Here is a 25,541-nt window from a genome sequence, read left to right as displayed (position 1 = left end):
GCCATGATCGAGAAAAAGCCCATCATATTCCTGCTCCTGGCAACTGCCACCATCCTGGTCGGCACCATCATCACCATGGTGCTTCCCTTCCGGTGGATCAACGACCCGAAGCTCGCCATCGCCTCGGTGAAACCCTACACCCCGCTGCAGCTGGAAGGACGGGACATCTACATCCGCGAGGGGTGCAACAACTGCCACACCCAGACGGTGCGCCCGCTCCTTTCCGACACGGAGCGCTACGGCGAGTATTCCAAAAGCGGCGAGTTCGTCTACGACCAGCCCTTCCTGTGGGGTTCGCGCAGAAACGGCCCCGATCTCGCCCGCATCGGCGGCAAGTACCCGGACGCCTGGCACGTGAAGCACATGAAGGACCCGCGCGCCATGGTGCCGCGCTCCAACATGCCCTCCTACGACTTCCTGAACCGGCCGCTCGACACGAGCCTCTCGGAGAAGAAGATGAAGGCGCTCAAGTTCCCCTACACCCAGGCGGACCTCGACGCGCTGAAAGGCAAGAGCGAGATGGACGCCATCATCGCCTACATGCAGAAGGTGGGCAACGACATCCCCTGGAGAAAGACCGGCAAGACCGAGGTGCTGGGTGAGCTGAAGAACCCGTTCCAGGACAACATGAGCGTACTCCCCGAGGGACAGAAGCTTTACGCCGAGCACTGTGCCCAGTGCCACGGCATCGAGCTGAAGGGCGAGGTGGGGCCGGACCTGCGCGACATGGACCAGCCCGACTCGAAAGTCTTCGCCACGGTCTACGGCGGCATCACCGCAGGCGGCATGCCGGCCTTCGGCGACACGCTGGGCAAGGAGCGGACCTGGAAGGTGGTCACCTACCTGAAGTCCGTGCACAAGCACTGACATGGACAGCGCCAGCATCTACTACCTGGGGGTGACCCTCATCCTGTTCCTGATCTTTGCCGCCATCGTAGTGCGCACCTACAGCAAAAGGCACGCGGCGCGCGGTGAAGAGCCCAAGTTCCGGATGATGGATGACGACTACCCGAACCACCAATAAAAAGGAGGACGCGATGTCCGACGAAAATAAAGAGTACGACGGCATCAGGTACCGTGCGGAGAAAAGCTCTCCGCTGGTGTTCAGGATCCTGTACTTCGGACTGTGGACCTGGGGGATCATCTTCATGGCCTACTACCTGTTCAGCGGCTGGACTTCCTACGGCGAATTCGACCAGATCAAGAAGGCCAAGGAGGCGCGCCTCGCCGTACAGCAGGAGAAAGGAAACGCCGGCCAGGCGGTTCCGACCAGCAAGGAAATCAAGAGCACCGACCTCGCCGAGGCAGGCAAGAAGGAGTTTGCCGCCCGCTGTGCCTCCTGCCACGGCGCCGACGGCAAGGGAGGGATCGGCCCCGACCTGACCGCCAAGCAGTTCAAGTACGGCAGGACCGCCCCCGAGGTGACCGCGAGCATCAGTGACGGGCGCCCGGGCGGCATGCCCGGCTTCAAGAACGAGCTCTCCGGCGACAAGATCCAGGGGCTGGTCCAGTACGTCCTGTCGCTTTGAGAGAGGTACCGCTGCAAACCGGCCGCATCGCGCCCTGGCGCGGTGCGGTGCAGTGGCTGGCCACCCTGCTCATGCTGGGGCTTCCCTTTATCCGTCCCGGCGGCGAATCGCTGCTGCGGCTGGATGCGGGCACCAGGACGCTCCTCTTCTTCGGCGCCAAGCTGCGCATCGAGGAGTTCTACCTCTTCCTGATCGTGGTGCTGATCCTGGTCTTCGCCTTCCTGTTCGTGACCATGCTCTTTGGCAGGGTCTGGTGCGGCTGGCTCTGCCCGCAGACCACGCTGGGCGACCTCGCCGACTGGATCGAGCGCCACACCAGGAACCTGCCCACGCCGCTACGCGCCGGGCTGAGGCATTTGCTGTACCTGGCTCTCTCGGCCCTGGTGGGCGCCAACCTGGTCTGGTACTTCATCGCACCGCCCGAGTTTTTGGCGCGGCTTCTGGCCGGACAACTGGGGGCGGTGGCGGGGATCTCGCTGGCGGTGACGGCGCTGGTGGTCTACCTCGACCTCGCCTTGGTGCGGCGCCGGTTCTGCAAGAGCGTCTGCCCCTACGGGCGCATCCAGTTGATGACCATGGAGCGCGGCACGCTCACCCTGGAGTTCGACCCGGAGCTGAAAGGGGTCTGCCTGCGCTGCGGCGCCTGCGTCAGGGCCTGCCCCACCGGGATCGACATCCGCGACGGGCTGCAGATCGAGTGCATCAACTGCGGCCGCTGCCTGGACGCCTGCCGCGACGTTTTCGCCAAGCGCGGCACCGGCGGGTTGATCCACTACACCTTCGGCCCCAGGGGCGCCGATGGATCGCGCCCGGTGAACAGGAAAGCGTTCCTGCTGGGGGGCGTGCTCCTACTGCTGGTGGGGCTACTGGTCTTCGGGGTGACCACGCGCCGGGAGGCCACCCTCAAGGTGCAGCGCGCGGAAAGCGGTGAGGTGAAGCGGCTGCCGGACGGATCGCTGGTGAACTTCTATTCCGCTTTTCTCGAGAACCGCGGCGGGGCGGAGCACTCCTTCTCGCTGGAGACCGCGCCGCTTGCGGGCTACCGGGTGGAGCTGGTGGGGCCGGTGCGGGGGATAACGCTGGAGCCGAACGCCAACAGGAAGATCGGCTTCGCGCTGAAGCTGAACCCGGCTCCGCCGCCGGGGACGCTGGTGGAGCTGAGGCTCGTGTCGGAAGGGAACGTGGTGGCGGCAAGTCCGCTGCCGGTAGCACTGCAGTAACGAGTAGCGCCCTCACCCCTGCCCCTCTCTCGGAGGGCGAGGGGGTAACTTCGCCCCTGGAATCATAGCAAAGGTGCATGTCCATCCCCTCGCCCTCTGGAAGGGGGCGGCCGGAGGCCAGGTGAGGGACTTTTTCACAAGGAAGGAAGCATGGAAAAACCAGTAACCCAATTACCCTGCCGCTGGCAATTTCTGATCCTGCTGTTATTGGCGATCTTTCTCCTGGGGATGGGGACCAGCATGTTCATCTCGTTTGAAAAAGGGAGCAAGGTGACCGACGCGGACTACTACCAGCACGGCCTCAACTACGCCAAGAGCAAGACCGGCGCCTACAACGCGGGACTGGACTGGGTCATGTCCGCCACCCTGGCCGGCAGCGACCTGCAGGTCCGGGTGCATGACGAGAAGGGCGCACCGGTACGCGGCGGGAAGCTGCTGTTCCAGACCAGGAACGGCAACGAGAAGGAGGTGCTGCCCCTCACGGAAACCTCCCCCGGCGTCTTCGTCGCCCCCTGGCCCGTGTCGGGACAGGGCGAGCTGCGCGGCGAGCTGCTGTTCACCAAGGGAGAGTCGGTCGCCTCCCAGAAAGTGGTGTTCTTCAATTGAGAGCCCCCCTGTCCCCCTGTTTCCACTGCGGTGCCGACATCCCGCCCGGGATGCTGGTCGAGGAGCGCACGCCGGACTCGGTGCTCTCCTTTTGCTGCCACGGCTGCCACGGCGCCTACCTCCTCATCAGCGGCTCGGGCTTGGCCGATTACTACCGCCGGCGCGACTGGCAGCAAACAGGGCTCATCCCCCAGGCCTTCAAGGGGGAGTACCGGGACGCCTACCTCTCCCGCTTCGTCTACCCGGCCAGCGAGGGGAGCGTCATCGACATCATCATCGACGGCATCCGCTGCGCCTCCTGCGTCTGGCTCAACGAGAAGATCATCGGCGCCATCCCCGGCGTGCTCGACGCGCGCGTCAACTACGCCACCGGCCGGGCCCGGGTCCGGTTCGCCCCCGACAAGATCACCCCCGCCGCCATCTTCAACCGCATCGACCAGATCGGCTACGTGCCGCGCCCCTACACCGAGGATGCCGCGCGCGAGGCAGGTCAGCGGGTGCACAAGGACCTGCTGATCCGCTTCGGCACCGCCTTCTTTCTCACCATGCAGCTCATGGCCTACGCCTTTGCCCTGTACGCGGGGTATTTCCAGGGAATCGAGCCGCAGATGAAGGCGTACCTGCAGCTCTTCTCGCTCCTGGTCACGACACCCGTGGTCTTTTACTGCGGCTGGCCCTTTCTCGCCGGCGCCTGGCGGGGCATCTGCAACGGCGCCCCCAACATGGAACTCTTGATCGCCATCGGCACCCTCTCCTCCTACGGCTACAGCGTCTACGCGACCTTTACCGGCGGCGAGGTCTACTACGAGACCGCGGCCATGATCGTCACCCTGATCCTCGCCGGGAGGCTTTTGGAAAACGGCGCCAAAAGGCGCGCCTCCAGCGGCATCGGCAGACTCCTGGAGCTCTGTTCGGGACAGGCGCAGCGCTTCGTCGGGGAGCAACTGGAGACGGTGGAGCCTTCGGAGCTTAAACCTGGGGACCTGATCCTGGTGGCGCCGGGGGAACGTTTTCCGGTGGACGGAACGGTGCTGGAGGGGATGAGCGACGTGGACGAATCGGCGGCGACGGGCGAACCGCTGCCGCAGGTGAAAAAGGCGGGAGACCAGGTCATCGCCGGCAGCTCCAACCTGACCGGCGCGCTGCGGGTGCACTGCCTCCGAAAGACCGGGGACAGCTTCATCGCCCGGGTGGCACAGTTGGTCGAGGAGGCGCAGAGCCGGCGCGCACCGATCCAGGCCATCGCCGACCGGGTCAGCGCCTACTTCGTCCCTGCCGTGCTCACCCTCGCCGTGGCCACCTTCTGCTGGCACTACAGCCAGGGGAGATCGCTGGGGGCGAGTCTCATGGTGGCGCTGGCGGTGCTGGTGATCGCCTGTCCCTGTGCCTTGGGGCTGGCCACCCCGACCGCCATCCTGGCCGGCACCGGGGCCGCCGCCGCGCAGGGCGTGATCTTCAAGGGGGGCGACGTGCTGGAAGGACTCAGCCGCGTCAGCATCGCCGTCTTCGACAAGACCGGCACCCTCACCCGCGGCACTCCCATGCTGGTCGACATCCAGGCCGGCGCGGCCATGACGCCGCGCCAGGTGCTCTCTTTGGCCGCTGCGGTGGAATGCGGTTCATTGCACCCCATCGCCAAGGCGGTGCGCGACTACGCCGCCCGGCACGACATCGAGTATCCCACCGGGACCGAGCTGGTGACGCTGGCCGGGGCCGGTGTCACCGGTCGGGTGGCGAGCGAGACGGTGGCACTGGGGAGCGTGCCCTTCCTGGAGCGCCTCGGCGTTTCGGGTATCCCCGCCGAGCTGGAATCACCCGAGGGAGGGATGCTGGTCGGGGTGGCCCACAAGGGGCGCTACTGCGGCACCCTCACCTTCAAGGACCGCATGCGGGACGACGCCCCCGGGGTGATCTCCTACTTCCGGCGCAAGAACATCGACACCCTGCTGTTAAGCGGCGACCGCCAGGAGTGCACCGACAAGGTCGCCAAGAGCGCTGGGGTGGCCCGCGGTATCGGGTCTCTCTCGCCGGCGGACAAGACCAGGGAGATTGCACAGCTGCAGGAGAGAGGGGCAACGGTGCTGATGGTGGGCGACGGGATCAACGATGCCCCGGCCCTCTCCGCCGCCGACGTCGGCTGCGCCGTGGCCGGGGGGACCGACATTGCCCTGGAGACCTCGGACCTGGTGCTCGCCAAGCCCGACCTGGAGCGACTGTCGCTGGCGCACCGGATGGCGCGGCGCACCATGGGCGTGGTCCGGCAGAACCTGGTCTGGGCTTTTCTCTACAATCTGATCGGCATCCCGCTCGCCATGAGCGGGCGCCTGACCCCGATCTACGCCGCCGCCGCCATGGCGCTCAGTTCCGTCTGTGTGGTGGGCAACTCGCTTAGGCTGATGAGGACTCCGGATGAATAATTCCCTTTTCGCACTGATCGCTCTCTCCTTCTTCCTGGGCTGCGGCTGCTGGCTCTTCTTCCTGTGGGGGGTGCAGAAAGGGGAATTCACCGACCTGGAGCGCCCCAAGCACCGGATGCTGGATGACGACGACATCCCGATTCCATTCCCTGGGGAGGCGCCTCCCGAGCCGCCCGTCCCCGCTTGCGACGGGCACGAACTCACCCTTTCGCACCGCCTCCCGGAGCCCACGCAGGAGGAGGTGAAGGCGGTGCCGCACCAATAACAGTTGATCTCCCCCTCCCGCAAGGGGAGAGGGGACCCAAAGCAGCCCTCTCCGGATTGTGTGATTAACCTTCGTAAAGGGGGACAGGCACCTGCGGAGCCAGTCCCCAGCCCTCACTCCCCACAGCCCTAAAAGGGGACAGGCACCTTCGGAGCCAGTCCCCAAGGAGACCGCTATGCTACAGATCTGGTTGGCGTTCGTGGCCGGTTTGGCCGGCAGCTTCCACTGCATCGGGATGTGCGGCGGCATCGTGGCCGCGATCTCACTGAAGGATAAGGAAGGAGCCTTGGGATCACGGCTCAAATCCCAACTCTTTTACAATACCGGCCGCATCGTCACCTATACCCTCCTCGGGGCGCTGGCCGGGCTGATCGGCTCGTCGCTCGACCTGATGTCCATGAAGATGGTGTTCCGCTGGTTCATGGTGGGCGCCAACCTGATGGTGATCATGGTCGGACTCTCCTCGGCGCTCGGCCTGAGCGTCCTCAACCTATCCACCCTGGAAGGAACCGGCGCGCGCTTTCTCACCGCCCCGATGCGCCGCGCCCTCGCCGCCCCCTCCCCCCTTGCCTCCCTGCCGCTGGGGCTCGTGCTGGGGCTCCTTCCCTGCGGCCTGGTCTACGCGCCGCTCCTGGTGGCCGCCGGCACCGGGAGCCCCGTCACCGGCGCGGCCACCATGGCGGCCATGGGCCTTGGCACCGTCCCGGTCATGCTCGGTTTCGGGACCGCATCGAGCGCCGTCTCCGGCGCCCTCAAAAACGCCATGCTGCGCGCCGCCGGCGTCGCCATCGCCCTATTGGGCGTGGCGGGTTTGTGGAAAATCTTCGGTAAGGCCTGCTGTCATTAGTGGGGAGGCGCTATCATGAAAAATCAGGGAAGCCCGCCGCTGCAAATTCACAAGCTGGTGCCAAAGCTGAAGCAGGGACTGACCGTGGTCATCACCGGTCACGGCAAGGGGAAGACCACCGCGGCTCTGGGGATGGCCGTGCGGGCCTGCGGGCACGGCATGAAGGTCTGCATCATTCAGTTCATGAAGGGAGACCTGTACGCGGGGGAATGGGACGGGGTGAAGCTGTTGGGTAAACAGGTGGAGCTGCACACCACCGGCAAGGGGTTCTGCGGCATCCTGGGCAACCCGTATCCCAGGAGCGAACACCGGGCCAACGCGCAGGACGCGGTGCGGCTCGCTCTGGATAAGATCGACTCGGGCGCCTTTGACATGGTGATCCTGGATGAGATCAACAACGCCCTGCAATTACAATTGGTCGACCTGGAACAGGTCCTGGAGATCCTGGCTCACAAGCCGCCGCTCATGCACCTCGTGCTCACCGGGCGCGACGCCCATCCCATGGTGGTCGAACTGGCCGACACCGTGAGCGAGGTCGTGGAAGTGAAGCACGCCTACCGCAAGGAGATCGAGCCTCAGCCCGGGGTGGACTACTGATCGAAGAGGGTGAACCGGTTCCTCCCTGCCGTTTTGGAGCGGTACAGGGCGTCGTCGGCGGCGGTGATGAACCACTCCTGGTTGTGCTCCCGGGTCACCAGCGCTCCCGCCACGCCGAGGCTCATGGTGACCATGCCGAACTCGGAGTGGGCATGCGGCAGGGCCTGCGCCAAGAGTTCCAGCCGCAGCCGCTCGGCCAGGTGCCCGGCCAGTTCGGCACTGGTGTCGGGCAGGATGACGGCAAATTCCTCGCCGCCGTAGCGCGCCACCACCTCCCCCGCCCGTTTGAAACTCTTCCTGAGCAGTTCCCCCACCAACTGCAGACACTTGTCCCCGGCGAAGTGACCGTAAAGGTCGTTGAACTTCTTGAAGTGGTCGATGTCGCACATGATGAGCGAGAGATTGCGCCCGTTGCGCGCGGCGCGCTGGATCTCCGAGCACAGCGACTCGTCGAAGTGGCGCCGGTTGGCTACACCGGTCAGCCCGTCCTGGCGCGCCAGTTGCTCCAACTCCCGATTCTTCCAGGCCAGTTCCGTGCTGAGCTTTTCCAACAGATCTCCCCTGCGCTTCAGTTCCAGGTGGTTGCGCACCCGCGCCACAACTATGGCGGGGCGGATCGGCTTGGTGAGGTAGTCGATGGCCCCCTCCTCCAGCCCCCGGGTCTCGTCCTCGTCGTTGCTCATGGCGGTCACGAACACCACCGGGATGTGCGCCGTCGCCGGATCCTGCTTCAGCACCCGGCAAACCTGGTAGCCGTCCATGCCGGGCATCATGATGTCCAACAGCACCAGGTCCGGGGTGTGCTCCCGCACCATGCGGATGCCGTCGGCACCGCTCTTGGCGAAGAGGACATCGAACTCCCCCTTGAGGATCTGGTACAGGATCTCGATGTTGGCCGTGGTGTCGTCAACGATCAGGATCTTCCCTCTTCCCGCTTCTTCCGCTCCCTCGACGTTCATGTCCTTAGCTCCAGGTGTTCCATAATGTCCCGCAAGATGGCGCCGGCGTCGCCGAAATCGAGCGCCTGCAGTGTGGCGTCCAACCGCTCCGGCAGTTCCCCCGCCAGCAGGGGGCGCATCTCCTCCCACACCGACAGGGCGCCCATGTTCTGGTCCGCCAGCAGGCGGGCCAGGGTGCGCGCCAGGGCGGACACCTGCTCCGGGTCCTCGCAATCGATGTGCACCGAGGCAGTTGTTGCCGTCGTTCCTGTCGCGCCCGGCTCCGCGGTCAGCACTTCAATGGAGGTCATCACCTCCTCCAGCTTCTCGGCAAACCGCTCCAGGGTCTCATGCACCTGGCTGGCGTCGTTACCCTGCAGGGCAAGCTCCAGCGAGGCGGCGGCGCTGCCGAGCCAGATGGCACCCAGGTTCCCCGCGCTCCCCTTTACCGTATGGATCAGGCGCCGGGCCTCCTTCAGGTCGCCCGCGCCGGCGGCCGCCGCGACACGCCGCACCAGCTCCCGGTTGTCCCGATGGAAGGTGACCAAGAGCCTCCTCAGGAGCCTGCCGTCCTGGATGCGCGCCTTGGCCCGCTGCAACTCCAGTCCGGGGGCGTGGTCGGGGAGTTCCAGGTCGGCAGGCAGCGGCTCCGCGACCGGGGGCTCCGCGATCCGAGGCAGCGTTCCTACCCAGCGCCTTAGGGTCGCGAACAACCCCGGCACGTTGATCGGCTTGTCCACCTGGTCGTTCATGCCCGCCTCGTGGCAGAGCAGGCGTTCCCCCGGCAGCGCGCTGGCGGTCATGGCGATGATGGGAAGCCGCTCCAGCGCGGGGTCGAGCCGCATGCGCCGGGTCGCCTCCAGCCCGTCCATGACCGGCATGTGCACGTCCATGAGCACGGCATGGTACTGCGCGCCCGGCGCGTGCACCATGGACAACGCCTCGGCGCCGTTGCGGGCCAGTTCCACCGTGACGCCCCCTCGCTCCAGGATGAACCGGGCCACCTCCTGGTTGATCGGGTTGTCCTCCACCAGCAGAACACGCATGCCGGGTGCGCCCAGGGTGCCGTCACCGACGGCTACCGGCTCGGCAAGGGCGACCTGTCCCGCCCCTGCCAGTCCGAAGCGGGCCGTGAAGCTGAAGGTGCTGCCGCGCCCCGGCTCGCTCTCCACCCACACCTGCCCCTCCATGAGCTGCACCAGTTCGCGGCAGATGGCCAGCCCCAGCCCGGTGCCGCCGTAGCGGCGCGTGGTGGAGTTGTCGGCCTGGGTGAAGGGGGTGAAGAGCCCCTCCCGCTGTTTCGCGTCCATGCCGATACCTGTGTCGGAGATCGAGAAGCGCAGCGTGGCGCACTCCTCTTCAACCGCCACGAGCGCCACCGCCACCTCGACCGTCCCTTTTTCGGTGAACTTGATGGCGTTGCCGGTCAGGTTCAGCAGCACCTGCCCAAGCCTGAGCGGGTCCCCTACCAGCAGTTCCGGAATACCGGAACCGGCGGCCACGGTGAAGGCGATCTCCTTTTCCCTGATGATTGCCCCAACGACGTTGTCCAGGTCGGAGAGCACCTGCTCCATCCGGAACGGGATACGCTCCAGTTCCATCTTGCCTGCCTCTATCTTCGAGAAGTCGAGGATATCGTTGATGACCCGCAAGAGCACTCCCGAAGCGCTCTGCGCCTTGTCCAGGTAATCCTTCTGCTGCTCGGAGAGCTCGGTCTGCCGCAACAGGTACAGCATGCCGAGCGCCGCGTTCATGGGGGTGCGGATCTCGTGGCTCATGTTGGCGAGAAACTCGCTCTTGGCGCGGGTAGCTGCCTCGGCCGCCTCGGTCGCGCGGCGCAGTTCCTCTTCGGCCCGCTTTCTCTCGGTGATGTCGAAGAAGGTCACCACCCCGCCCACCAGCTCCCCGTCCCGCGTCTGCGGGTAGGACCAGTACTCGACGGCGAAACTGGTGCCGTCGGCACGCCAGAAGACCTGGTCGTCGTTGTGCAGCCCCTGCTCTCCGCGCAGCACGCGGTAGAGCGGGCACTCCTGCACCGGGTTGGGAGAGCCGTCGGGGGCAGTGTGATGGATGAGCAGGTGCATGTTCTTGCCCAGCAGGGCCTCGGTGCCGCCGTAGCCGAGCAGGGTGGCGCAGGCACGGTTGGCAAAGGTGCAGTTGCCAAGCAGGTCCATCCCGAAGATCGCCTCCGCCGTAGATTCCAAGAGCAGCCTGATGCGCTCGTCGCTTCTGATCAGCGCCTCCTCGGCACGCTTTCTCTCGGTGATGTCCTCCTTTACCGCCACCAGGTTTTTGATGGTCCCGCTCTCGTCCTTAACCGGCGATACCGAGGCGCTCTCCCAGTACAGGTCGCCGTTTTTGCGCTTGTTGCGCATTTCTCCGCGCCACACCCGCCCGGAGAGGACGGTCTGCCACATCTGGGTGTAAAACTCCCTGGGGTGGTATCCGGACTTCACAATCCTCGGGTTCTGTCCCAGCACCTCCTCCGCTCCGTACCCGGTCACCTTGGTGAAGTGGGGATTGACGTACTCGATCCGGCCGTTGCGGTCGGTGACCAGCACCGTCACCGGCGCCTGGTCGATGGCCAGGCGCAGTTCGCGCGCCGATTCTTTTTGCCGGCGCAGCTCCAGGATCATGCGGTTGAAGGCGTCGGCCAGGGTGCCGATTTCGTCACCGGTCCGGATCACCACCGGCTCCAGCTCCTGGTCCTGGTCGCTGATTCCTTCCACGTGACCGATGAAGGTCAAAAGCGGCGCCGTCAGCCGCCGCATGAACAGCGTGCAGATCAGTACGCTCCCGGAGAGCGCCGCCACCAGCCCGGCCGCCAGGAGTACCTTGGCCTCCCGCACCGGCGCGTAGGCCTCGGTGAGGGGGAAGGTGGAGGCGAGGATCCACCCCGTACTTTTCAGGCGCTTGAAGGCCGCCACCGCCGGCAGTCCGGCCGAGGTGACCGTTTCGCCGGCCCCCTCGTACCCGGCCACGGCACGGTCCAGTAGCGGATTCACCCCAGGGCGGGGAGCCTGCTTCAGGATGCGCTCCTGGTCCGGGTGGGTGATGATGATGCGCTTGGTGTTGAACAGGTAGAGATAGCCGTTTTTGCCGACGCGCACGTGGGCGAGTTTGCCCAGGTAGTTGTCCTTGTACAGGTCGATCATGCCGCCGATCATCCCCAGCAGTTCCCCCTGGTCGTCCAGCACCGGGACGATGAAGGCGACGGTGGGATGACCGTGCTGCTGGGTAGTGATGAAGGGTTCGGAGATGACCGGCTTTTTGCTGCGGGCGGCGGCGCGGTAGTAGTCGCGGAAGGAGTAGTCGCGGCCGATGAGCTGCTCTTCCAGAGGGTTGACCGCCAGGAGCTTGCCTGCGGCATCGAAGATGAAGATGTCGCTGTCGAAGAGGGCGAGGGCCTCGGGGCGCTGCTCCAGGAAGCGTTGCGCCGGGAGGCGGCTGGTGAAGAGGTGCGGGGGAATGCTCTTGGCGAGGGCCTCGAGCTGGAGTTGGGTGATGCGCATCTTGCTGTCGATCTCTCCGGCCATGGAGCTGACCATGGAGAATTGCTGCTCCGACACGGTCTCCTGGTACTGCTTCTCCAGGAACCATCCTGCGCACAGGGTCATGAAGGTGAGCACCAGCGCCACCAGCAGGGACACCATCAGGCTCATCTTGGTTGTCAGGCTCAGCTTCTTCATGATCACAGAGCGCTCCTCGCCGGCACGCGGACCCAAAGCGGCCGGACGGCACCCAACGCGTCAGTCGCTTTGTTCCTTTTCGGCGGAAGGGGGGGGATCTTTAATTAGTCACGTCAAGAATATCGAAGGTAACCTGGCGGAAAGGCATGGGGAAGCCGTGCCGTTTTGGAGAGCTTGCCGGAGATGGTCGCCCTGCTATACTGGCACATTGTCATTTTTTTAATAAAAGGAGGCACATCGTGCCAGAGCAGCGACCTGACGACGGCTATCACCGCCTGATGCGGCGGGTGAACCTGTTCCCGCAGGGGGCGCCTGACTCCGATCTCCTGCTCAGGATCTTCTCCCTTTTGTGCAGCGAGCAGGAGGCGACGCTGATGAGCATGCTGCCGCTGCGCCCGTTCTCGGCTGCCAAGGCGGCCCGGGTGTGGAACCTCCCCATAAAAGACACACGCGCGCTGCTGGAAAAGCTCGCCTCGCGCTCGCTGCTGCTCGACATCGAGCGCGACGGCAGGATGGTCTACATCCTCCCTCCCCCCATGGCCGGCTTTTTCGAGTTCTCGCTGATGCGGCTGCGCCCGGACCTGGACCAGAAGGAGCTGTCCCGCCTCTTTTTCCATTACATCAATGTCGAGGATGCCTTCATCCGAGACCTCTTTGCCGGCGGCGAGACCTCGCTGGGGCGGGTGCTGGTGAACGAGGAGGCCATTCCCGACGAGAAGGCGTGCCAGGTGCTGGACTACGAGCGGGCCAGCGAGGTGATCAAGAGCGCGAGCCATATCGCCGTGGGGCTTTGCTACTGCCGGCAGAAGATGGCGCACGTGGAGCGCGCCTGCGACGCGCCGCTGGACATCTGCCTGACCCTGAACCTGGCGGCACAGTCGCTGTTGCGGCGGGGCGTGGCGCGCCGCGTGGAGAGCGCCGAGGGGCTCGACCTGCTGCAAAAGGCGCGCGAACTGAACCTGGTGCAGTGCGCGGACAACGTGCAGCAACGGGTTAACTTCATCTGCAACTGCTGCCGCTGCTGCTGCGAAGGGCTGATCGCCACCCGCAGGCTGGCCATCCCCAACCACATGTACAGCACCAACTTCGTGCAGTCGACTGCTGCCCACCGCTGCAGCGGCTGCGGCAGGTGCGCCGCCGTCTGCCCGGTGGATGCCATCACGATGGAACCCAAGGAGCCCCCCTTCCCCCTCCCTGACCCTCCCCCTCCGGGGGAGGGGATGTCCGGCGGCGAACTCCTCCCCCCGGAGGGGGGAGGCCGGGAGGGGGGAGGTCGCGACAGGGGCCGGCCCAGGGCGCGGGTCGCCACCGACTTCTGCCTGGGATGCGGGGTCTGCGTGCGCAACTGCCCCGCCGGCGCCATCCGGCTCACCAGCCGGGCCAGGCGGGTCCTGACCCCGGTGAACACCGCGCACCGCCTGGTACTGATGGCGATCGAGCGCGGCAAGTTGCAGAACCTCATCTTCGACAACCAGGCCTACCTGAGCCACCGCGCCATGGCGGCCATCCTCGGGGCCATCCTCAAGCTGCCGCCGGTGAAGAGGCTCATGGCCGGCGAGCAGCTGAAGTCCCGCTACCTGGTACGCCTGCTGGAGCACGTCGAGGTGGACCGGTTCTCGGGGTACGACTAGGGGCATGTTGTACACGAAGTGGAGCACGTGGAGCAGAGCTCTCCCCTTTGCGAAGGGGGGACGGGGGGATTTGCCTTATGGAACGGCGTGGGTATCGAGATACGACCAACGGAGGTGGCACATGCCAACGGTAAAGTACGGCAGTACGGTGCAGGTGCATTACACGGCGCTGCGCAAAAACGGAGAGGTCGTCGAATCGACTGCGGGGGGAGACCCGATACGGATCACGGTGGGTGCGGGCAAGATGATGCGGGGGCTGGAGGAGGCGTTGGAGGGGATGTCGGCGGGAGAATCGAAGCGGGTGACCGTGCCGCCGGACAAGGCCTACGGGCGCCGTGACCCCTCCGCGGTGTCCCGCTTCTCCCGCGATTCGGCCGCCCCCATCGGCGGCAGCGCGACCGAGATGCAGCACGAAGTGGTGAACCAGGGAACCACGGACGAGTTCAGCATCGTCACCACGGACCGCAGAGTGAACCTGGACCGCAACCGTCACCTGGCGGGCGAAGAGATCGTGCTGGAGATCGACGTGGTGGAAATAGAGAACACCTGAGGGGAGAGGGCTCGCGCCCTCCCCTACCCCATCCCGAGCAGCTTGAGCCCCTCCCGGAACAGCAGCAGCGCGAAGAAGGTCAACAGCGCACCGAGCAGGCGCATGATCCAGAGGTAAACCCGGCTCCCCATGAAGGCGCGCGATCTCCCTACCGCGACGGCGAGAACGATCTTGGCGCCCACCAGGCAGAGGTAGAAGCTCCCGATGAAGGCGACGAAGGCGGCGGGACCGACCTTGAGCGAGCGGGTCAGCAGCGGCGCGCCCACGGTGATCCAGAACAGGTAGGGGTGCGGGCTGAGGAAGTTGGTCAGCACCCCCTTCCTGAGCGACTTGGGAGGTTCCTTGGGGAGATCCAGTTGCACCGGCCGCGCCATCAGGGAGTGGTAGCCGGTGTAGAGGACAAAGAGGCCGCCGGCCAGCGAAAGCGCCCCGAGGATGCCGTGATAACCGGAGAGGTTCATCAACAAAAGCAGCGTGGCGGCGATGATGGGAAAATCGGTAATGATGGGAGAGAGCGCCACCCGTACCCCGGAGCGGGTGCCGTGGGTGAGCGTCTCGGAGATGACCAGCATCAAAAGCGGCCCCGGCGAGAACCCCGCCGAGCAGCCCAGAACAAGACCTGCAGTAAGAAAATCGATCATATTTCCATTAATGACTTAGTTTGGCGCTGGCAAGCCGGTTCAGGCTCACCCCCGCTTCGGCGGCCTGAATCGCCAGTTGACGGTGCACCTCGGGAGGGACGCGCACCATGAATTTCCCGCTGAAGTTCCTGCCAGCGATAGGTTCGGGAATAACCTCTCCGGCGCCGGTCATATCGACGATGACCTCGCCAACCAGTTCGCGAATCCCTTTCAATGCCGCTTCAGGACTCTTGGCTAACCAGCTCAAGCTGGGGAACTCGGCGCACAGCCCCACGAACTCGCTGTCGTCCTCCGACCACGTAATTCGGTACGTATATTTATCGGTCAGTTCTGCCACGTTCCACCTCCAACCGCTCGATCGCCGTCAACACCTGCTTCACTTGGTACACCTTGGCGTACCCATTGGAGTTCTGTATGTTCACTCGCGGGTCACCGACCCAAGGTGTTTTGTAGACATGGTGGCTCCCCCCTCTCCTGCGGGGTTCACCGAAGTAGTGCTCACAGACTCTGCACAGTTCTGCGAAACGCACGGCTCCGGGTGAGCGTCGAAGCCTCTCAACGATGTCCTCTACGCTGGCCATAGGCATAGTACCAATATTGACACTAGAAGGTCAAGTTGCGCAACAGGCTACTCCTTCTCCTTGGGCATCTGCGGCTGCTCGGCGGCGGTTTCCATGCCTTGGGCGACTTCTTTCACGATCCCCATCCGGGCGTAGATGGGGCGGACCATCTGCCTGATGCGGGGGAGGTTCTTTGCAAAGACGAACGCTCCTGCAAGGCAGCAGCAGGCGCCGATGACCAGGGTTATCCGTGGGCCGACCACCTTGGTCATGGCGCCGGCTCCCAGGCTGCCGAAGGGGGCCATCCCCATGAAGGCCATGGTGAAGAAGCTCATCACCCTCCCCCGCTTGTCCTCCTCCAGGATGGTCTGCAAGATGGTGTTGCAGGACGCAACCAGGGTCATGGCACCGAACCCCGCAACGACCAGTGCTGCCAGGGAAAGCGTCATGCTGCTGGAGATGGCGAAGACGGCGACCCCGACGGAGAAGAGACAGGTGGAGAACACAATCACCTTGCCCAGGCCCAGGACCGTCCCGCGGGAGGCAAGGTAGATGGTGCCGACCAGGGCACCGCATCCGGCGGCGGTCATCAGGAAGCCGAAGGTGTGCGCGCCGCCGTGCAGGATGTCCTTGGCAAAGACCGGGACCAGCACGGTGTACGGCATGCCGGTTAGACTCATAAGGGCGACCAGCAGCAGGATGCTACGGATGGGGCCGAAGCCGAAGGAGTAGAGGAAACCTTCCTTGAGTTCATGGTGGATGCGGCGCCGCGGCGTCTCCTTGCCGGGCCGCGGCTCGATGCGCATGGCGGCCAGCGCCATGAGCACCGCGAGATAACTCGCGCTGTTGAGGAGGAAGCAGATCCCCTCCCCGACGGTGGCGACCAGCAGACCGGCAACGGTCGGGCCGATCAGACGGGCGGCATTGACCATGGAGGAGTTGAGCGCGATGGCGTTGCCCAGGTCCTCGCGCTCGGTCACCATCTCGACCACGAAAGACTGGCGCACCGGTATGTCGAAGGCGTTCACCACACCGAGCACCAGGCTGAGCACCACGATGTGCCAGACCTGGACCACCCCGAGCATCACCGCCGCAGCCAGGAGCCCGGCCTGAACCATGGCGAGCGCCTGGGTCAGCATCAAAAGGCGGCGCCGGTTGCAGCGATCCGCGAAGACACCGGCAACCGGCGCGAAGATGAACGTCGGGACCTGGCTGGTGAAGCCGACCACGCCGAGGAGCATCGCCGAGTCGGTCAACCGGTACACGAGCCAACTCATGGCGACCTGCTGCATCCAGGTGCCAACCAGCGAGACGCTCTGCCCCGCCACGAAGAGGCGGTAGTTCCGGGAGCGCAGCGCCCGGAGCAGCACCTTGGCGCGGGATATGCCGGAGAGGGGGCTCATGGCTTACAGTGGGGTGCCTTCCTGGGGCGGCGACTCGCCCGGCACATTGCTGGGATTATCCTGCTCGTCCCCGTCGTCCTCCAGGGTGCAGACGATGGCGGCGACGGTCTCTCCGAAGCTGCCGGGTACGATGTCGCTCCACTGCTCGTCGTTGCCGTAGGAACTCATCGGGCTTCCCTTGGCGTCGTAGTAGTGCACCGAGGAGACGTTCATGGTCGCTTCGTTGCAGTTGATATTCCATTTTTCCTTGCTGTAGTAGCTCCCCTTCAGCGGTCCGGTGAGCGCCTTGCGCCCCGCGTCGGTATAGAGAAAGGCGACCCACGCCGAGCGGATGTTGCTGTCGGCATCAACGATCTGCGCAGAGCCCTTGACGCCGTACACGCACATGCTGTCGCTGCAGTCGAGCTTCAGCAGTGACGAATCGGCATCCCACTTTTCCTGCAAGGATTGCAAGGTCGGTGCATCCTTGGTCGTCTTTTTCTTCTCCCCGGCGAACGAGGTCGAGGCAATGAGTACCAGCGCCAGGATCAATAATGATTTCATACTCCCCCCTATGTCACTTCCGACCTGCTCCTTTTACCACGTCCTCCCTTCCCTGCAATAGCGCACGACACTTTCGACGTGGATGGCCGTGGTATTGAGGAAGGTGGTGTCGAAGTCACCGTCTTTGAGTATCAGCGGCAATTCGGTGCAGCCGAGAATAATAGCCTCCACCTGCTCGTCTGCTACCAGCCGGGCGATGATGTCGATCAACCCTTTCCTGGTATCGTCCTTGATGATGCCCAGTTCTATCTCGGTCATCAGCTTGTCGTGGATGTAGTGCTGATCATCGGCAGAGGGAACCACCACTGAGATACCCGCGGCCGCGAAGGGAGGCGCGAAGAAGTTCTCTTCCATGGTGAACCTTGTGCCTAAAAGACCGACTTTCTTCACACCCAGTTCCTTCGCCTTGTCGCAGGTGGCGGCGACGATGCTGATGAGCGGGATGGGCGACTTGGCCTGGACCTCGTCGAAGACCACGTGCGGGGTGTTGGCGGTGATGATGGCGAAGTCGGCACCCGCCTTGTGCAGCGCCCGCACCTTCTGGACCAGCAGGTAGACGAGGTGGTTCCACTCGCGCTTGGCGGCGAGGTCCATTACCTCCTGCAGGCTCACGCTGTAGATCACCATCTCCGGTGCGGCCAGGCTCCCCGGCACACGAAACGCCTCGATGATGCGCTGGTAGTAGTCGACGGTGGACTCGGGTCCCAGCCCCCCGATCATGCCGATGGTCTTCATCACGTCCTCCTCTGGATCTTGCTGTTCATCGTCACGGAGCTCACGCCGGTGCGCTGCTGATCCTGCGCGCCAGGTCGGTCATCCTGCGCTGCGATTTGTTGGTCCGCACCGCCATGGCCAGCGCCTTGGGCTCACCGATCACCACCACCAGTTTCTTCCCACGGGTGACCGCTGTGTAGATCAGGTTGCGCTCCAGCATGGTGTAGTGCTGCATGGAGAGCGGGATCACCACCGCCGTGTACTCGGATCCCTGGCTCTTGTGGATGCTGGTGGCGTAGGCGAGGCTCACCTCGTCCAGTTCGCCGAACTGATATTCCACCAGGCGCTCGTCGAAATCGACGCTGAGCGTCCCCTCCTCCTGGCGCACCTCCACGATCCGGCCGATGTCGCCGTTGAAGACTTCCTTCTCGTAGTTGTTCACCGTCTGGATCACCTTGTCCCCCGGCGCGAAGCCGGTGCCGAAGCGGGTCACCCGTGGTTCCGCCTTGCCGTTCAGCACCCCCTGCAGCTCCGCGTTGAGCGACGCGGTGCCCAGCCCGCCGCGGTTCATGGGGGTGAGCACCTGGATGTCGCGCACCGGGTCGAAGCCGAAACGTTTGGGGATGCGCTCGGTGATCACCTGGAGCAGCTTGCCGTGGATGTCCTCGGCGCTCGCCGCCGGGATGAAGTAGAAGTCGGCCAGTTCCTTCCCCTCGTCCTGCAGCGGCAGTTCCCCGCGGTTAATGCGGTGGGCGTTGACGATGATCCTGGAGCCCGCGGCCTGGCGGAATATCTCGGTGAGGCGCACGGTGGCGACGGCGCCGGAGTCGATGATGTCGGCGAGGACGCAGCCGGGGCCGACCGAGGGGAGTTGGTCCACGTCCCCCACGATGATCAGCCCGGCGTGGTCCGGGACGGCGGGGAGGAGCTTGTGCATCAGCACCACATCCACCATGGAGGCCTCGTCCATCACCAGGAGGTCGGTGGTGAGCGGGTTGTCCCGGTCGCGCTTGAAGCCGAAAGTCTGCGGGTCGAACTCCAGCAGGCGGTGGATGGTCTTCGCCTCGAGCCCGGTGGATTCGGTGAGCCGCTTGGCCGCCCGACCGGTCGGGGCGCACAAGGTCACCTTGAGGTGCTGTGAACGGATGATGGCCAGGATGCTGTTCACCAGCGTGGTCTTGCCCACCCCGGGGCCGCCGGTGACCACGACCACCTTGTTCTTCAGGGCGAGCCGGATCGCGTCGCGCTGCGACTCGGAAAGGGTGATGCCGTTGTGGCTCTCCGCCCAGGGGATGGCTTCTTCGGCGACCACGCCACGCCACGGCGGCTCACCTCCGGCGAGACGCGACAGGCTGGCGGCGACGCCCTCTTCGGCGCGGTGCAACGGCGTGAGGAACAGGCAGGGGCGTCCGCCGATCGGTTCGGCGACCAGGTTCTGCTCGGCGATCTCCGCGTCGATGGCGGCTTCGATGATGGCAGGGGGGATGTCCAACAGGGAGGCGGCGCTCTGCACCAGTTCAGCCCGGGCGGCAGCGCAGTGCCCGCTCCCGGAGAGTTCCTGCAGCACGTGCCTCACGCCGGCCTGCGCCCGGATCAGGGAGTCTCGGGCGATGCCGAGGTTAGCGGCCAGGGCGTCGGCGGTCTTGAAGCCGATCCCCTGGATGTCGAGGGCGAGCCGGTACGGGTTCTCGGTAACCTTGAAGATCGCCTCGTTGCCGTAGCACTTGTAGATGCGCACGGCGCGCGCAGTCCCCAAGCCGTTACTCTGCAAAAAGACCATGATCTCGCGGATCGCCTTTTGCTCCACCCAGGCGCTCGCCACCGATTCCATGCGCTTGCGGCCGATGCCGGGGAGTTCCAAAAGGCGTTCCGGCCGGTTCTCGATGACGTCGAAGACCTCCTCGCGGAAGGCCTGCACCAGCACCTTGGCGAAGTGGTGGCCGATGCCGTGCACCATGCCGGAACCGAGGTACTTCTCGATCCCCTCCAGAGTCGTGGGGGGCACCACCTTCAGGTGCTCCGCCTTGAACTGCATGCCGTGGGTGCGGTCGTTGTGCCAGGAGCCGGTGCACTCAAGGAACTCGCCCGGAGTCACCGTAGCGGCGCTGCCGGTCACCGTCACCAGCTCGCGGTGCCCGGCAACCTTCACCCGCAGCACGCAAAAGCCCGTCTCCTCGCTGTGGAAGGTAACCCTCTCCAGCGAGCCGGCGATCCTTTCAACCGGGTGCTCAGCAGGTGATCTTTCTTTCATCGGGGCTCCCGGTGGTGCGTTGGGGAATTGGGAACAGGGATGGCAGGCCGGAACGCTACCAGGGCTTCGGCCGGTACATGTCAGGTTTTAACGGGATTGCCCCGAAGAGAAGGGAATCTCGAAGACGCGGCCGCCGCGCGACAGCTTCACCTTCGTTTCCTTGATCTCGAGCACGCGGGCGCCGCCTACTTCGGCACCCTCACCGACCAGCATGCCGTTTAGGACCGCCCGCCTCATACGCCGTTCGTCCTGGTAGGCGATGCCGGATATGGTGATGTCCTGCGCGCCGCCTGCGACGGCGGGTTCCTGGACTGCGCCCTGTGGCGCGTCGGACGGCGCGGACTGGGCCGCGGCAGCGCGGGCAGCTTTGCGCGAGGGGTGCGCCACCGGCTGGGGAACTGCGGCCGAAGCTTGAGCGGAAACGACCGGTGCTACCGGCGGCGCGGCAGCTGGAACGGGGGTCGGCACCGGCGACGCGACCGGGGCGGTTGTCACCGGGGACGCCACTGCGGCCGGCGCCGCTGGGGCCGGCGGTATCGCAGCGACGGGTGCCTGCGGTGGGGGGGCGGCGGGGGCTTCGGCTGCCGGTTGCGGGGCATGCCCTTTGAGCAGGAACCCGGCGCCCACGCCGGCCATAAGCAGCACGACGCCCGCGATCACTGCCACCGGGTAGCGGCGCGGCTCCTTGGGCTGGGCGGCCAGGCGGTAGCGCAGCACCTCGGGGCGCAGGTCATGGTCGCCACCGCGCCTGCTCCTGCGCTCCTGTTCCATTTTTCTCAATGCATCGAGTATCAGGCTCATGTCACATCCGTCCCGTCTGCTTGCTATCCGCGCCCTGCACCCGCGCCAGTCCGGGCGGGAAGTAGCCGCCGGCCCGGCGATAAAGGAGCATCAGTGTCTGCGCCCCCACCTTCCCGTCCGCCATCAACTGCTCCCGGCGCTGGAATTCGGCGAGTCCCGCCTTGGTGGGCTCGCTGAGCTTGCCGTCCAGGGGGCCGTCGTAGCATCCCACCTGTTTCAAAAGCCCCTGCAGTGACTTGGTAGCGGCGGCCTTCTCCGCCCCCTTGGTGCGAGAGGCGATACCGTGGAAGTCCTTCCAGAGGACGGTGGTCCCGCCGCTCCAAAGCTGCGCCAGTTCGGCGCGGGTGAGCTTGGTGCGCCCGGAGACCTGCGGTACGACTTCGACCTCGTCCTTGTCCACCCCCACCAGGGCCACCAACCGCTCAGTGCCCCCCGGCAGCACGATGTGGAGCAGCGCGGGGGCGTCCAACCGCCCCAGGAGCTCGATGTTGGAGGAGAACTTGGAGGCAACAAGGGCGCGCTCTTTCACCAAGGTGCGCAGGTTTGCCGGCTGTCCCCGCACCGGCTCCACCCGCTGGACCCGCCATGCCCCTAATACCGCGTTCACAGCCGCATACAGGTTGTCCTGCTCCGGCTGGGCCGCGATCGCCTGGCGCGCGGCCTCGGCCGACCACGGGGGCAGCTTCGCTCCCGTTGGGACCGTCTCCTTAACCTCCTTAACCTCTTTGCTCTCCTGCTTCTGCCCAGGCAGGAGATGAAACGAGACCGCGGAGAAGCCGGCAATGATGATCACGCACAGCACCAGGGCCGCCGACAGCACCCTCACCTGCGATGCACGTTTGCGGCGCGGCGCATCCTTGCGCAGGTCGGCAATGGCGAGCGCCGCCATGGCCGGGGTGACGTCCTTGCACTCGCGCGTGTAGGCGAGCAGCAGGGCGCGGTCGCAGACCCCGTTGATCAAGCGCGGCAGGCCGCCAGAAAACTTGAAGATGCGCTTGAAGGCGCCGGGAGAGAAGGTCAGCGGTTCGCGGCCGTCGGCGGCGAACCGGATCCGGTGCCGGATGTAGGCGCAGGTGTCCTCGAAGCACATCGGCTTTAAGTGGTAGCGCACCGTGATGCGCTGATCGAGTTGCCGCAACTCGTCCCGGGCCAGAAGCGCGTTCAGCTCCGGCTGTCCTACCAGCACGATCTGGATCAGCTTGTCGCTCTCGGTCTCCAGGTTGGAGATGAGCCGCACGTGCTCCAGCACCTCCACCGAGAGGTTCTGGGCCTCGTCTATGACCAGCACCACCGTGTGGCCGGCTCGGTTCTCCTCGAGCAGGTAGGCGTTGAGGGCCGCATGCAGGTCGCGGATCTCGTTCCCTTCCGTGGGGAGGCCGAACTCCGCGTTCACCTCTTTCATGAAGCCAAGCGGAGAGAGGATCGGGTTGAAGATCAGCGCGGTGCGGTGGGTTTGCGGGTCGAGCTGGTTCAACAGGGTGCGCACGATGGTGGTCTTGCCGGTACCGACCTCGCCGGAGAGTTCGATGAACCCGGCGCGGTTTTCGATGGCGAAGAGCAGGTGCGCGAAAGCCTCCTGATGCGGAGCGCTCAGGAACAGGAAAGACGGGTTAGGAGTAAGTGCAAAAGGTGCTTCTTTAAAGCCGAAAGATTCCCAGTACATGTTTCCCCGTTTTGCCCGGCCAGGGCGGGAGAAGGTTGGGTGAAGTGGAGGTTATAGCTATAGTTTTTTGCGGCGGGAGTGTCAAGGGAATCCTGCTGCATTGAATGAATGGCCATCAAGGCTAACAACAAAAAACCTGCTGCGGAAGAGGCTTCCGCAGCAGGTCGCTGTCGCCGCTATGAGACAGTATCAGTGGTGAGTTTTGACTTCGTCCAGCAGGGTGTTGATCGAGGTCGTGTCGTTGGACGCGATGTTGTCGAAGGTCACGCTGCCGACTGCCTGGTGCGCATTATCGAGGATGGTGATCTTCAGGTGGTTCGCCCCGTCGTTGCCCGTCACAAGGTTGCTCTGGGTGGCATTGGCTACCAGGCTGCTGATGTCGAGCGTGTCATGGTCGACATTGAAGTCGGTAACGTGATCGTTCCCCTTGGTCGCCATGATGGTGTCATGGCCGGCGCCGGTCGAGAAGATGTCGTTGCCCGAAGTGCCCACCATGGCATCATTGCCGCCGGTACCGGTTATCACGTAACTAGCGGAGTGGACACCGAGCAGCGTGACATCCAGGTTGTGGTTTCCGGTCGGGTCGCCGTCGCCATCGGTTGCCGAGACCTGGAAGTGCAGGGTCTCGTCGTTGGGGATCAGCCGCTCGGTGTAGGAGAAGCTGTCCAGCTTGCCGCTGCCGGTAGTGACCGTGAAAGTAATGGAGGTGAAGTCGTGCAGCGGGTCGAAATGCATCTCGCCATTGCTGCCAAGCGTTACGGAGCCGGTATCATGCCCCGCGGAGCCGTCGGGGTTGAGGTAGTTCGTAACGTAGGACATGGCCAGTGCACCACCCCCCTGAACCTTGCCGTAGAGCGAGATGGTGTCGACGGCAATGCCGCTTGCGAACGTAACGTTGAACTGCTCGCCCACGTCCACGTTGCCGTTGCCGACACCAAAGCCTACCGAGGTCGGCTTCAGCTGTTCCGCGTTGCCGATGGACCCGTTGTGGTTGGTGTCGACGGCGTTGAAGGTTGCATCGTTGAGCACGAAGCTGTTGGTGGCCGCCCCACCGTTCACGTTGAGCAGGCTGATGTTGCCTGAAGCAAAGGTGGCGCGGGCGTTGACCATGTCGAAGGCATAAGTGCCGTCGGTGTTGATGGTCAGGTCGAAGAAGTGGTTGGCGGCCGTATGGCTGGTGCTGGAGTAGGCCGCCGCGGTGACCGAGCCGTCGGCATGAGTGGTGTACTCGTAGCTCAGTTTGCCGGCCAGGGAATCGCCGACCACGTTGATCGAGCCGACCTGATCGGCACCGAAGTTGATGTCGTGGTTGCCGTAGAGTACGCCGGCGGTGGAGCTGTTCTCATTGCCGACGATGGCATGGTCGATCATGGTGAAGGTCGGGTGATCGTCCACGATGGTGATACCGAGGTTGGAGTTGGCAACACTGCCGTTGGCATCGGTGACGCTGACCGAGACCTGCTCCAGGTAGCTCTCTACGCTGGCGGGCGGGGTCAGCACGTTATCGCTGAGCGTGAAGCTGTACTGGAGAGTGCCGCCGGTAGCGGTGTCGGTGTAGCCGGTGACCTCCATGTGGCCGTAGGTTACTCCGTCGATGGAGATCGGACCGGTGGAACCGAGGTTATGCAGCGCGCTGATGGAGATATCCGTGTTGCCGATGTGGACGGTGCTGACGCCGTCCAGAGCGGTAATCGAGAGCGATCCGGTCTGCGTCAGGGCAGCGGCGGCAGGGGCCGAACCGTCCGACAGGTTGGCCTCGTTGACCGAGACGCCGACAGGGGTGAGCGTGACGTCGTGGTCGATGCTGGCAGTAGCGGTGGCGCCGAGGACGCTGGTCGCCTCATAGCTGCCGCCGTTTATGGCGGTTACCGTGGCGGTGATGCTTTCATCAGCGGGGTTGGACAACGGTACGAAGAGCGACCCGTTGCCGGAAGCGTTGATAACGACGGTGTGGGTCGTAGTCAGACCGGTGTAAGCATCATAAACATCAACCGTAGCAGTAGCGGACCCAATCGGAACGTTATCCAGGTGGATGTTGAAGGTCGCTCCTGCATCATGCTCCCCGATGTTTGTGGTGCTGATGTGTACTGCAGTGGTATCGACGGTGTCGGTTATGTGCGAGGTGACCACACCGTGGTCGATCTGCAGGTCCTCGAAGGTCTTGCCGGCCACCTCGGCGGTGGCGATGGAGAGCTGCACCTGGCCCGGATCGACGTACACGTCATCGCCCTGTGCGGCAACATGGTAGTCGGCGGAGGTGTCGCCCGCCTTGATGACCACGTCCGCGCCGTTGGAGAGATGAACCGTCAGGTCGTCGGTCAGCGCCTGGCTCACGTGCACCGTGAACACGCTCTCCGCGTTCTCCTTCACGTCCGATGTCGTCATGCTCACGTTGACCGTGTCGATGGTGTCGGTTATGTGCGAGGTGACCACACCGTGGTCGATCTGCAGGTCCTCGAAGGTCTTGCCGGCCACCTCGGCGGTGGCGATGGAGAGCTGCACCTGGCCCGGATCGACGTACACGTCATCGCCCTGTGCGGCAACATGGTAGTCGGCCGAGGTGTCGCCGGCCTTGATGACCACGTCCGCGCCGTTGGAGAGATGAACCGTCAGGTCGTCGGTCAGCGCCTGGCTCACGTGCACCGTGAACACGCTCTCCGCGTTCTCCTTCACGTC

Annotated in this window: 22 protein-coding genes; 11 read left to right on the top strand and 11 right to left on the bottom strand. The window is 64.7% G+C overall.

The genetic code is table 11. The features are described 5' to 3' along the window. Positions 1–3 precede the first annotated feature (3 nt). The 9 genes from JFN91_RS03490 (at position 4) to JFN91_RS03450 (ending at position 7,481) form a co-directional block, all read left to right on the top strand. On the top strand, positions 4–867 hold the full coding sequence (locus tag JFN91_RS03490; protein WP_199387832.1) for a cbb3-type cytochrome c oxidase subunit II: 864 nt from the start codon (positions 4–6) through the stop codon (positions 865–867). Between the two features lies 1 nt (position 868). Further along, positions 869–1,024, top strand: coding sequence for a cbb3-type cytochrome c oxidase subunit 3 (locus JFN91_RS03485; protein ID WP_199387831.1), 156 nt, complete (start codon positions 869–871; stop codon positions 1,022–1,024). A 13-nt stretch (positions 1,025–1,037) separates the two neighbouring features. Beyond that, positions 1,038–1,529, top strand: a complete 492-nt coding sequence (locus JFN91_RS03480; RefSeq protein ID WP_199387830.1) for a c-type cytochrome — start codon at positions 1,038–1,040, stop codon at positions 1,527–1,529. Next, positions 1,526–2,749, top strand: coding sequence for a 4Fe-4S dicluster domain-containing protein (locus JFN91_RS03475; protein WP_236014937.1), 1,224 nt, complete (start codon positions 1,526–1,528; stop codon positions 2,747–2,749). Before JFN91_RS03480 ends, JFN91_RS03475 begins: the two co-directional genes overlap by 4 nt. Positions 2,750–2,899: 150 nt before the next feature. After that, positions 2,900–3,355 carry a FixH family protein gene (locus tag JFN91_RS03470; protein ID WP_199387829.1) on the top strand — a complete coding sequence of 152 codons (456 nt, stop codon included), beginning with the start codon at positions 2,900–2,902 and terminating at the stop codon, positions 3,353–3,355. Beyond that, a complete protein-coding gene (locus JFN91_RS03465) occupies positions 3,352–5,772 on the top strand; it encodes a heavy metal translocating P-type ATPase (RefSeq protein WP_236014936.1) in 2,421 nt (806 codons plus the stop codon). Before JFN91_RS03470 ends, JFN91_RS03465 begins: the two co-directional genes overlap by 4 nt. Beyond that, positions 5,765–6,037 (top strand): cbb3-type cytochrome oxidase assembly protein CcoS, encoded by a 273-nt coding sequence (ccoS, locus tag JFN91_RS03460; protein WP_199387828.1) that lies wholly within the window; start codon positions 5,765–5,767, stop codon positions 6,035–6,037. The genes JFN91_RS03465 and ccoS overlap by 8 nt, the downstream gene beginning before the upstream one ends. Positions 6,038–6,212: 175 nt before the next feature. Continuing rightward, entirely contained in the window at positions 6,213–6,884 is a 672-nt protein-coding gene (locus JFN91_RS03455; protein ID WP_199387827.1) for a sulfite exporter TauE/SafE family protein, read from the top strand. Between the two features lie 15 nt (positions 6,885–6,899). Beyond that, the gene (locus tag JFN91_RS03450) at positions 6,900–7,481 is read left to right on the top strand and encodes a cob(I)yrinic acid a,c-diamide adenosyltransferase (RefSeq protein ID WP_199387826.1); all 582 of its coding nucleotides are present in this window, start codon (positions 6,900–6,902) and stop codon (positions 7,479–7,481) included. On the opposite strand, the gene JFN91_RS03445 is transcribed toward JFN91_RS03450, so the two are convergent. Together JFN91_RS03445 and JFN91_RS03440 are read right to left on the bottom strand one after the other, a co-directional pair. Then, on the bottom strand, positions 7,475–8,440 hold the full coding sequence (locus JFN91_RS03445) for a diguanylate cyclase (RefSeq protein WP_199387825.1): 966 nt from the start codon (positions 8,438–8,440) through the stop codon (positions 7,475–7,477). The genes JFN91_RS03450 and JFN91_RS03445 overlap by 7 nt on opposite strands. Further along, positions 8,437–12,108, bottom strand: a complete 3,672-nt coding sequence (locus JFN91_RS03440) for a PAS domain S-box protein (RefSeq protein ID WP_199388348.1) — start codon at positions 12,106–12,108, stop codon at positions 8,437–8,439. The genes JFN91_RS03445 and JFN91_RS03440 overlap by 4 nt, the downstream gene beginning before the upstream one ends. A 239-nt stretch (positions 12,109–12,347) precedes the next feature. Here JFN91_RS03440 and JFN91_RS03435 point away from each other — a divergent pair, with 239 nt between their 5' ends. Further along, complete coding sequence (locus JFN91_RS03435; RefSeq protein ID WP_199387824.1) at positions 12,348–13,739, top strand: 4Fe-4S dicluster domain-containing protein; 1,392 nt, start codon at positions 12,348–12,350, stop codon at positions 13,737–13,739. 121 nt (positions 13,740–13,860) lie between these two features. Continuing rightward, the gene (locus JFN91_RS03430; RefSeq protein ID WP_199387823.1) at positions 13,861–14,289 is read left to right on the top strand and encodes an FKBP-type peptidyl-prolyl cis-trans isomerase; all 429 of its coding nucleotides are present in this window, start codon (positions 13,861–13,863) and stop codon (positions 14,287–14,289) included. 23 nt (positions 14,290–14,312) lie between these two features. Here JFN91_RS03430 and JFN91_RS03425 read toward each other — a convergent pair whose 3' ends face one another. The 9 genes from JFN91_RS03425 to JFN91_RS03385 form a co-directional block, all read right to left on the bottom strand. Beyond that, a complete protein-coding gene (locus JFN91_RS03425) occupies positions 14,313–14,930 on the bottom strand; it encodes a LysE family translocator (protein ID WP_199387822.1) in 618 nt (205 codons plus the stop codon). A gap of 7 nt (positions 14,931–14,937) precedes the next feature. Then, positions 14,938–15,267 (bottom strand): type II toxin-antitoxin system HicB family antitoxin, encoded by a 330-nt coding sequence (locus JFN91_RS03420; RefSeq protein WP_199387821.1) that lies wholly within the window; start codon positions 15,265–15,267, stop codon positions 14,938–14,940. Between the two features lie 291 nt (positions 15,268–15,558). After that, positions 15,559–16,893 (bottom strand): MFS transporter, encoded by a 1,335-nt coding sequence (locus JFN91_RS03415; protein WP_199387820.1) that lies wholly within the window; start codon positions 16,891–16,893, stop codon positions 15,559–15,561. Between the two features lie 3 nt (positions 16,894–16,896). Continuing rightward, positions 16,897–17,436, bottom strand: coding sequence for a surface-adhesin E family protein (locus JFN91_RS03410; RefSeq protein WP_199387819.1), 540 nt, complete (start codon positions 17,434–17,436; stop codon positions 16,897–16,899). A 33-nt stretch (positions 17,437–17,469) separates the two neighbouring features. After that, on the bottom strand, positions 17,470–18,171 hold the full coding sequence (locus tag JFN91_RS03405; protein ID WP_199387818.1) for an aspartate/glutamate racemase family protein: 702 nt from the start codon (positions 18,169–18,171) through the stop codon (positions 17,470–17,472). 40 nt (positions 18,172–18,211) lie between these two features. Then, positions 18,212–20,401, bottom strand: a complete 2,190-nt coding sequence (gene recD2 / locus JFN91_RS03400; protein ID WP_199387817.1) for an SF1B family DNA helicase RecD2 — start codon at positions 20,399–20,401, stop codon at positions 18,212–18,214. An 87-nt stretch (positions 20,402–20,488) separates the two neighbouring features. Beyond that, positions 20,489–21,202 carry a general secretion pathway protein GspB gene (locus tag JFN91_RS03395; RefSeq protein WP_199387816.1) on the bottom strand — a complete coding sequence of 238 codons (714 nt, stop codon included), beginning with the start codon at positions 21,200–21,202 and terminating at the stop codon, positions 20,489–20,491. Position 21,203: 1 nt separating this feature from the next. Continuing rightward, positions 21,204–22,865 (bottom strand): AAA family ATPase, encoded by a 1,662-nt coding sequence (locus JFN91_RS03390; RefSeq protein WP_199387815.1) that lies wholly within the window; start codon positions 22,863–22,865, stop codon positions 21,204–21,206. 189 nt (positions 22,866–23,054) lie between these two features. Further along, the coding region (locus JFN91_RS03385; protein ID WP_199387814.1) for an immunoglobulin-like domain-containing protein at positions 23,055–25,541 on the bottom strand (2,487 nt) is incomplete at its 5' end.

Origin of the sequence: Geomonas anaerohicana (assembly GCF_016458305.1) — a bacterium.
Lineage (GTDB): Bacteria > Desulfobacterota > Desulfuromonadia > Geobacterales > Geobacteraceae > Geomonas > Geomonas anaerohicana.
This window is presented reverse-complemented; position numbering and strand designations above follow the sequence as displayed.

Excerpts from the sequence above, each read along its gene's own strand:
- JFN91_RS03425 (WP_199387822.1), bottom strand. The coding sequence starts at position 14,930 with ATGATCGATTTTCTTACTGCAGGTCTTGTTCTGGGCTGCTCGGCGGGG.
- ccoS (WP_199387828.1), top strand. The coding sequence starts at position 5,765 with ATGAATAATTCCCTTTTCGCACTGATCGCTCTCTCCTTCTTCCTGGGC.
- JFN91_RS03395 (WP_199387816.1), bottom strand. The coding sequence starts at position 21,202 with ATGAGCCTGATACTCGATGCATTGAGAAAAATGGAACAGGAGCGCAGG.
- JFN91_RS03410 (WP_199387819.1), bottom strand. The coding sequence starts at position 17,436 with ATGAAATCATTATTGATCCTGGCGCTGGTACTCATTGCCTCGACCTCG.
- JFN91_RS03450 (WP_199387826.1), top strand. The coding sequence starts at position 6,900 with ATGAAAAATCAGGGAAGCCCGCCGCTGCAAATTCACAAGCTGGTGCCA.
- JFN91_RS03440 (WP_199388348.1), bottom strand. The coding sequence starts at position 12,108 with ATGAAGAAGCTGAGCCTGACAACCAAGATGAGCCTGATGGTGTCCCTG.
- JFN91_RS03405 (WP_199387818.1), bottom strand. The coding sequence starts at position 18,171 with ATGAAGACCATCGGCATGATCGGGGGGCTGGGACCCGAGTCCACCGTC.
- JFN91_RS03470 (WP_199387829.1), top strand. The coding sequence starts at position 2,900 with ATGGAAAAACCAGTAACCCAATTACCCTGCCGCTGGCAATTTCTGATC.
- JFN91_RS03480 (WP_199387830.1), top strand. The coding sequence starts at position 1,038 with ATGTCCGACGAAAATAAAGAGTACGACGGCATCAGGTACCGTGCGGAG.
- JFN91_RS03455 (WP_199387827.1), top strand. The coding sequence starts at position 6,213 with ATGCTACAGATCTGGTTGGCGTTCGTGGCCGGTTTGGCCGGCAGCTTC.
- JFN91_RS03445 (WP_199387825.1), bottom strand. The coding sequence starts at position 8,440 with ATGAACGTCGAGGGAGCGGAAGAAGCGGGAAGAGGGAAGATCCTGATC.
- JFN91_RS03390 (WP_199387815.1), bottom strand. The coding sequence starts at position 22,865 with ATGTACTGGGAATCTTTCGGCTTTAAAGAAGCACCTTTTGCACTTACT.
- JFN91_RS03485 (WP_199387831.1), top strand. The coding sequence starts at position 869 with ATGGACAGCGCCAGCATCTACTACCTGGGGGTGACCCTCATCCTGTTC.
- JFN91_RS03430 (WP_199387823.1), top strand. The coding sequence starts at position 13,861 with ATGCCAACGGTAAAGTACGGCAGTACGGTGCAGGTGCATTACACGGCG.
- JFN91_RS03490 (WP_199387832.1), top strand. The coding sequence starts at position 4 with ATGATCGAGAAAAAGCCCATCATATTCCTGCTCCTGGCAACTGCCACC.
- recD2 (WP_199387817.1), bottom strand. The coding sequence starts at position 20,401 with ATGAAAGAAAGATCACCTGCTGAGCACCCGGTTGAAAGGATCGCCGGC.
- JFN91_RS03415 (WP_199387820.1), bottom strand. The coding sequence starts at position 16,893 with ATGAGCCCCCTCTCCGGCATATCCCGCGCCAAGGTGCTGCTCCGGGCG.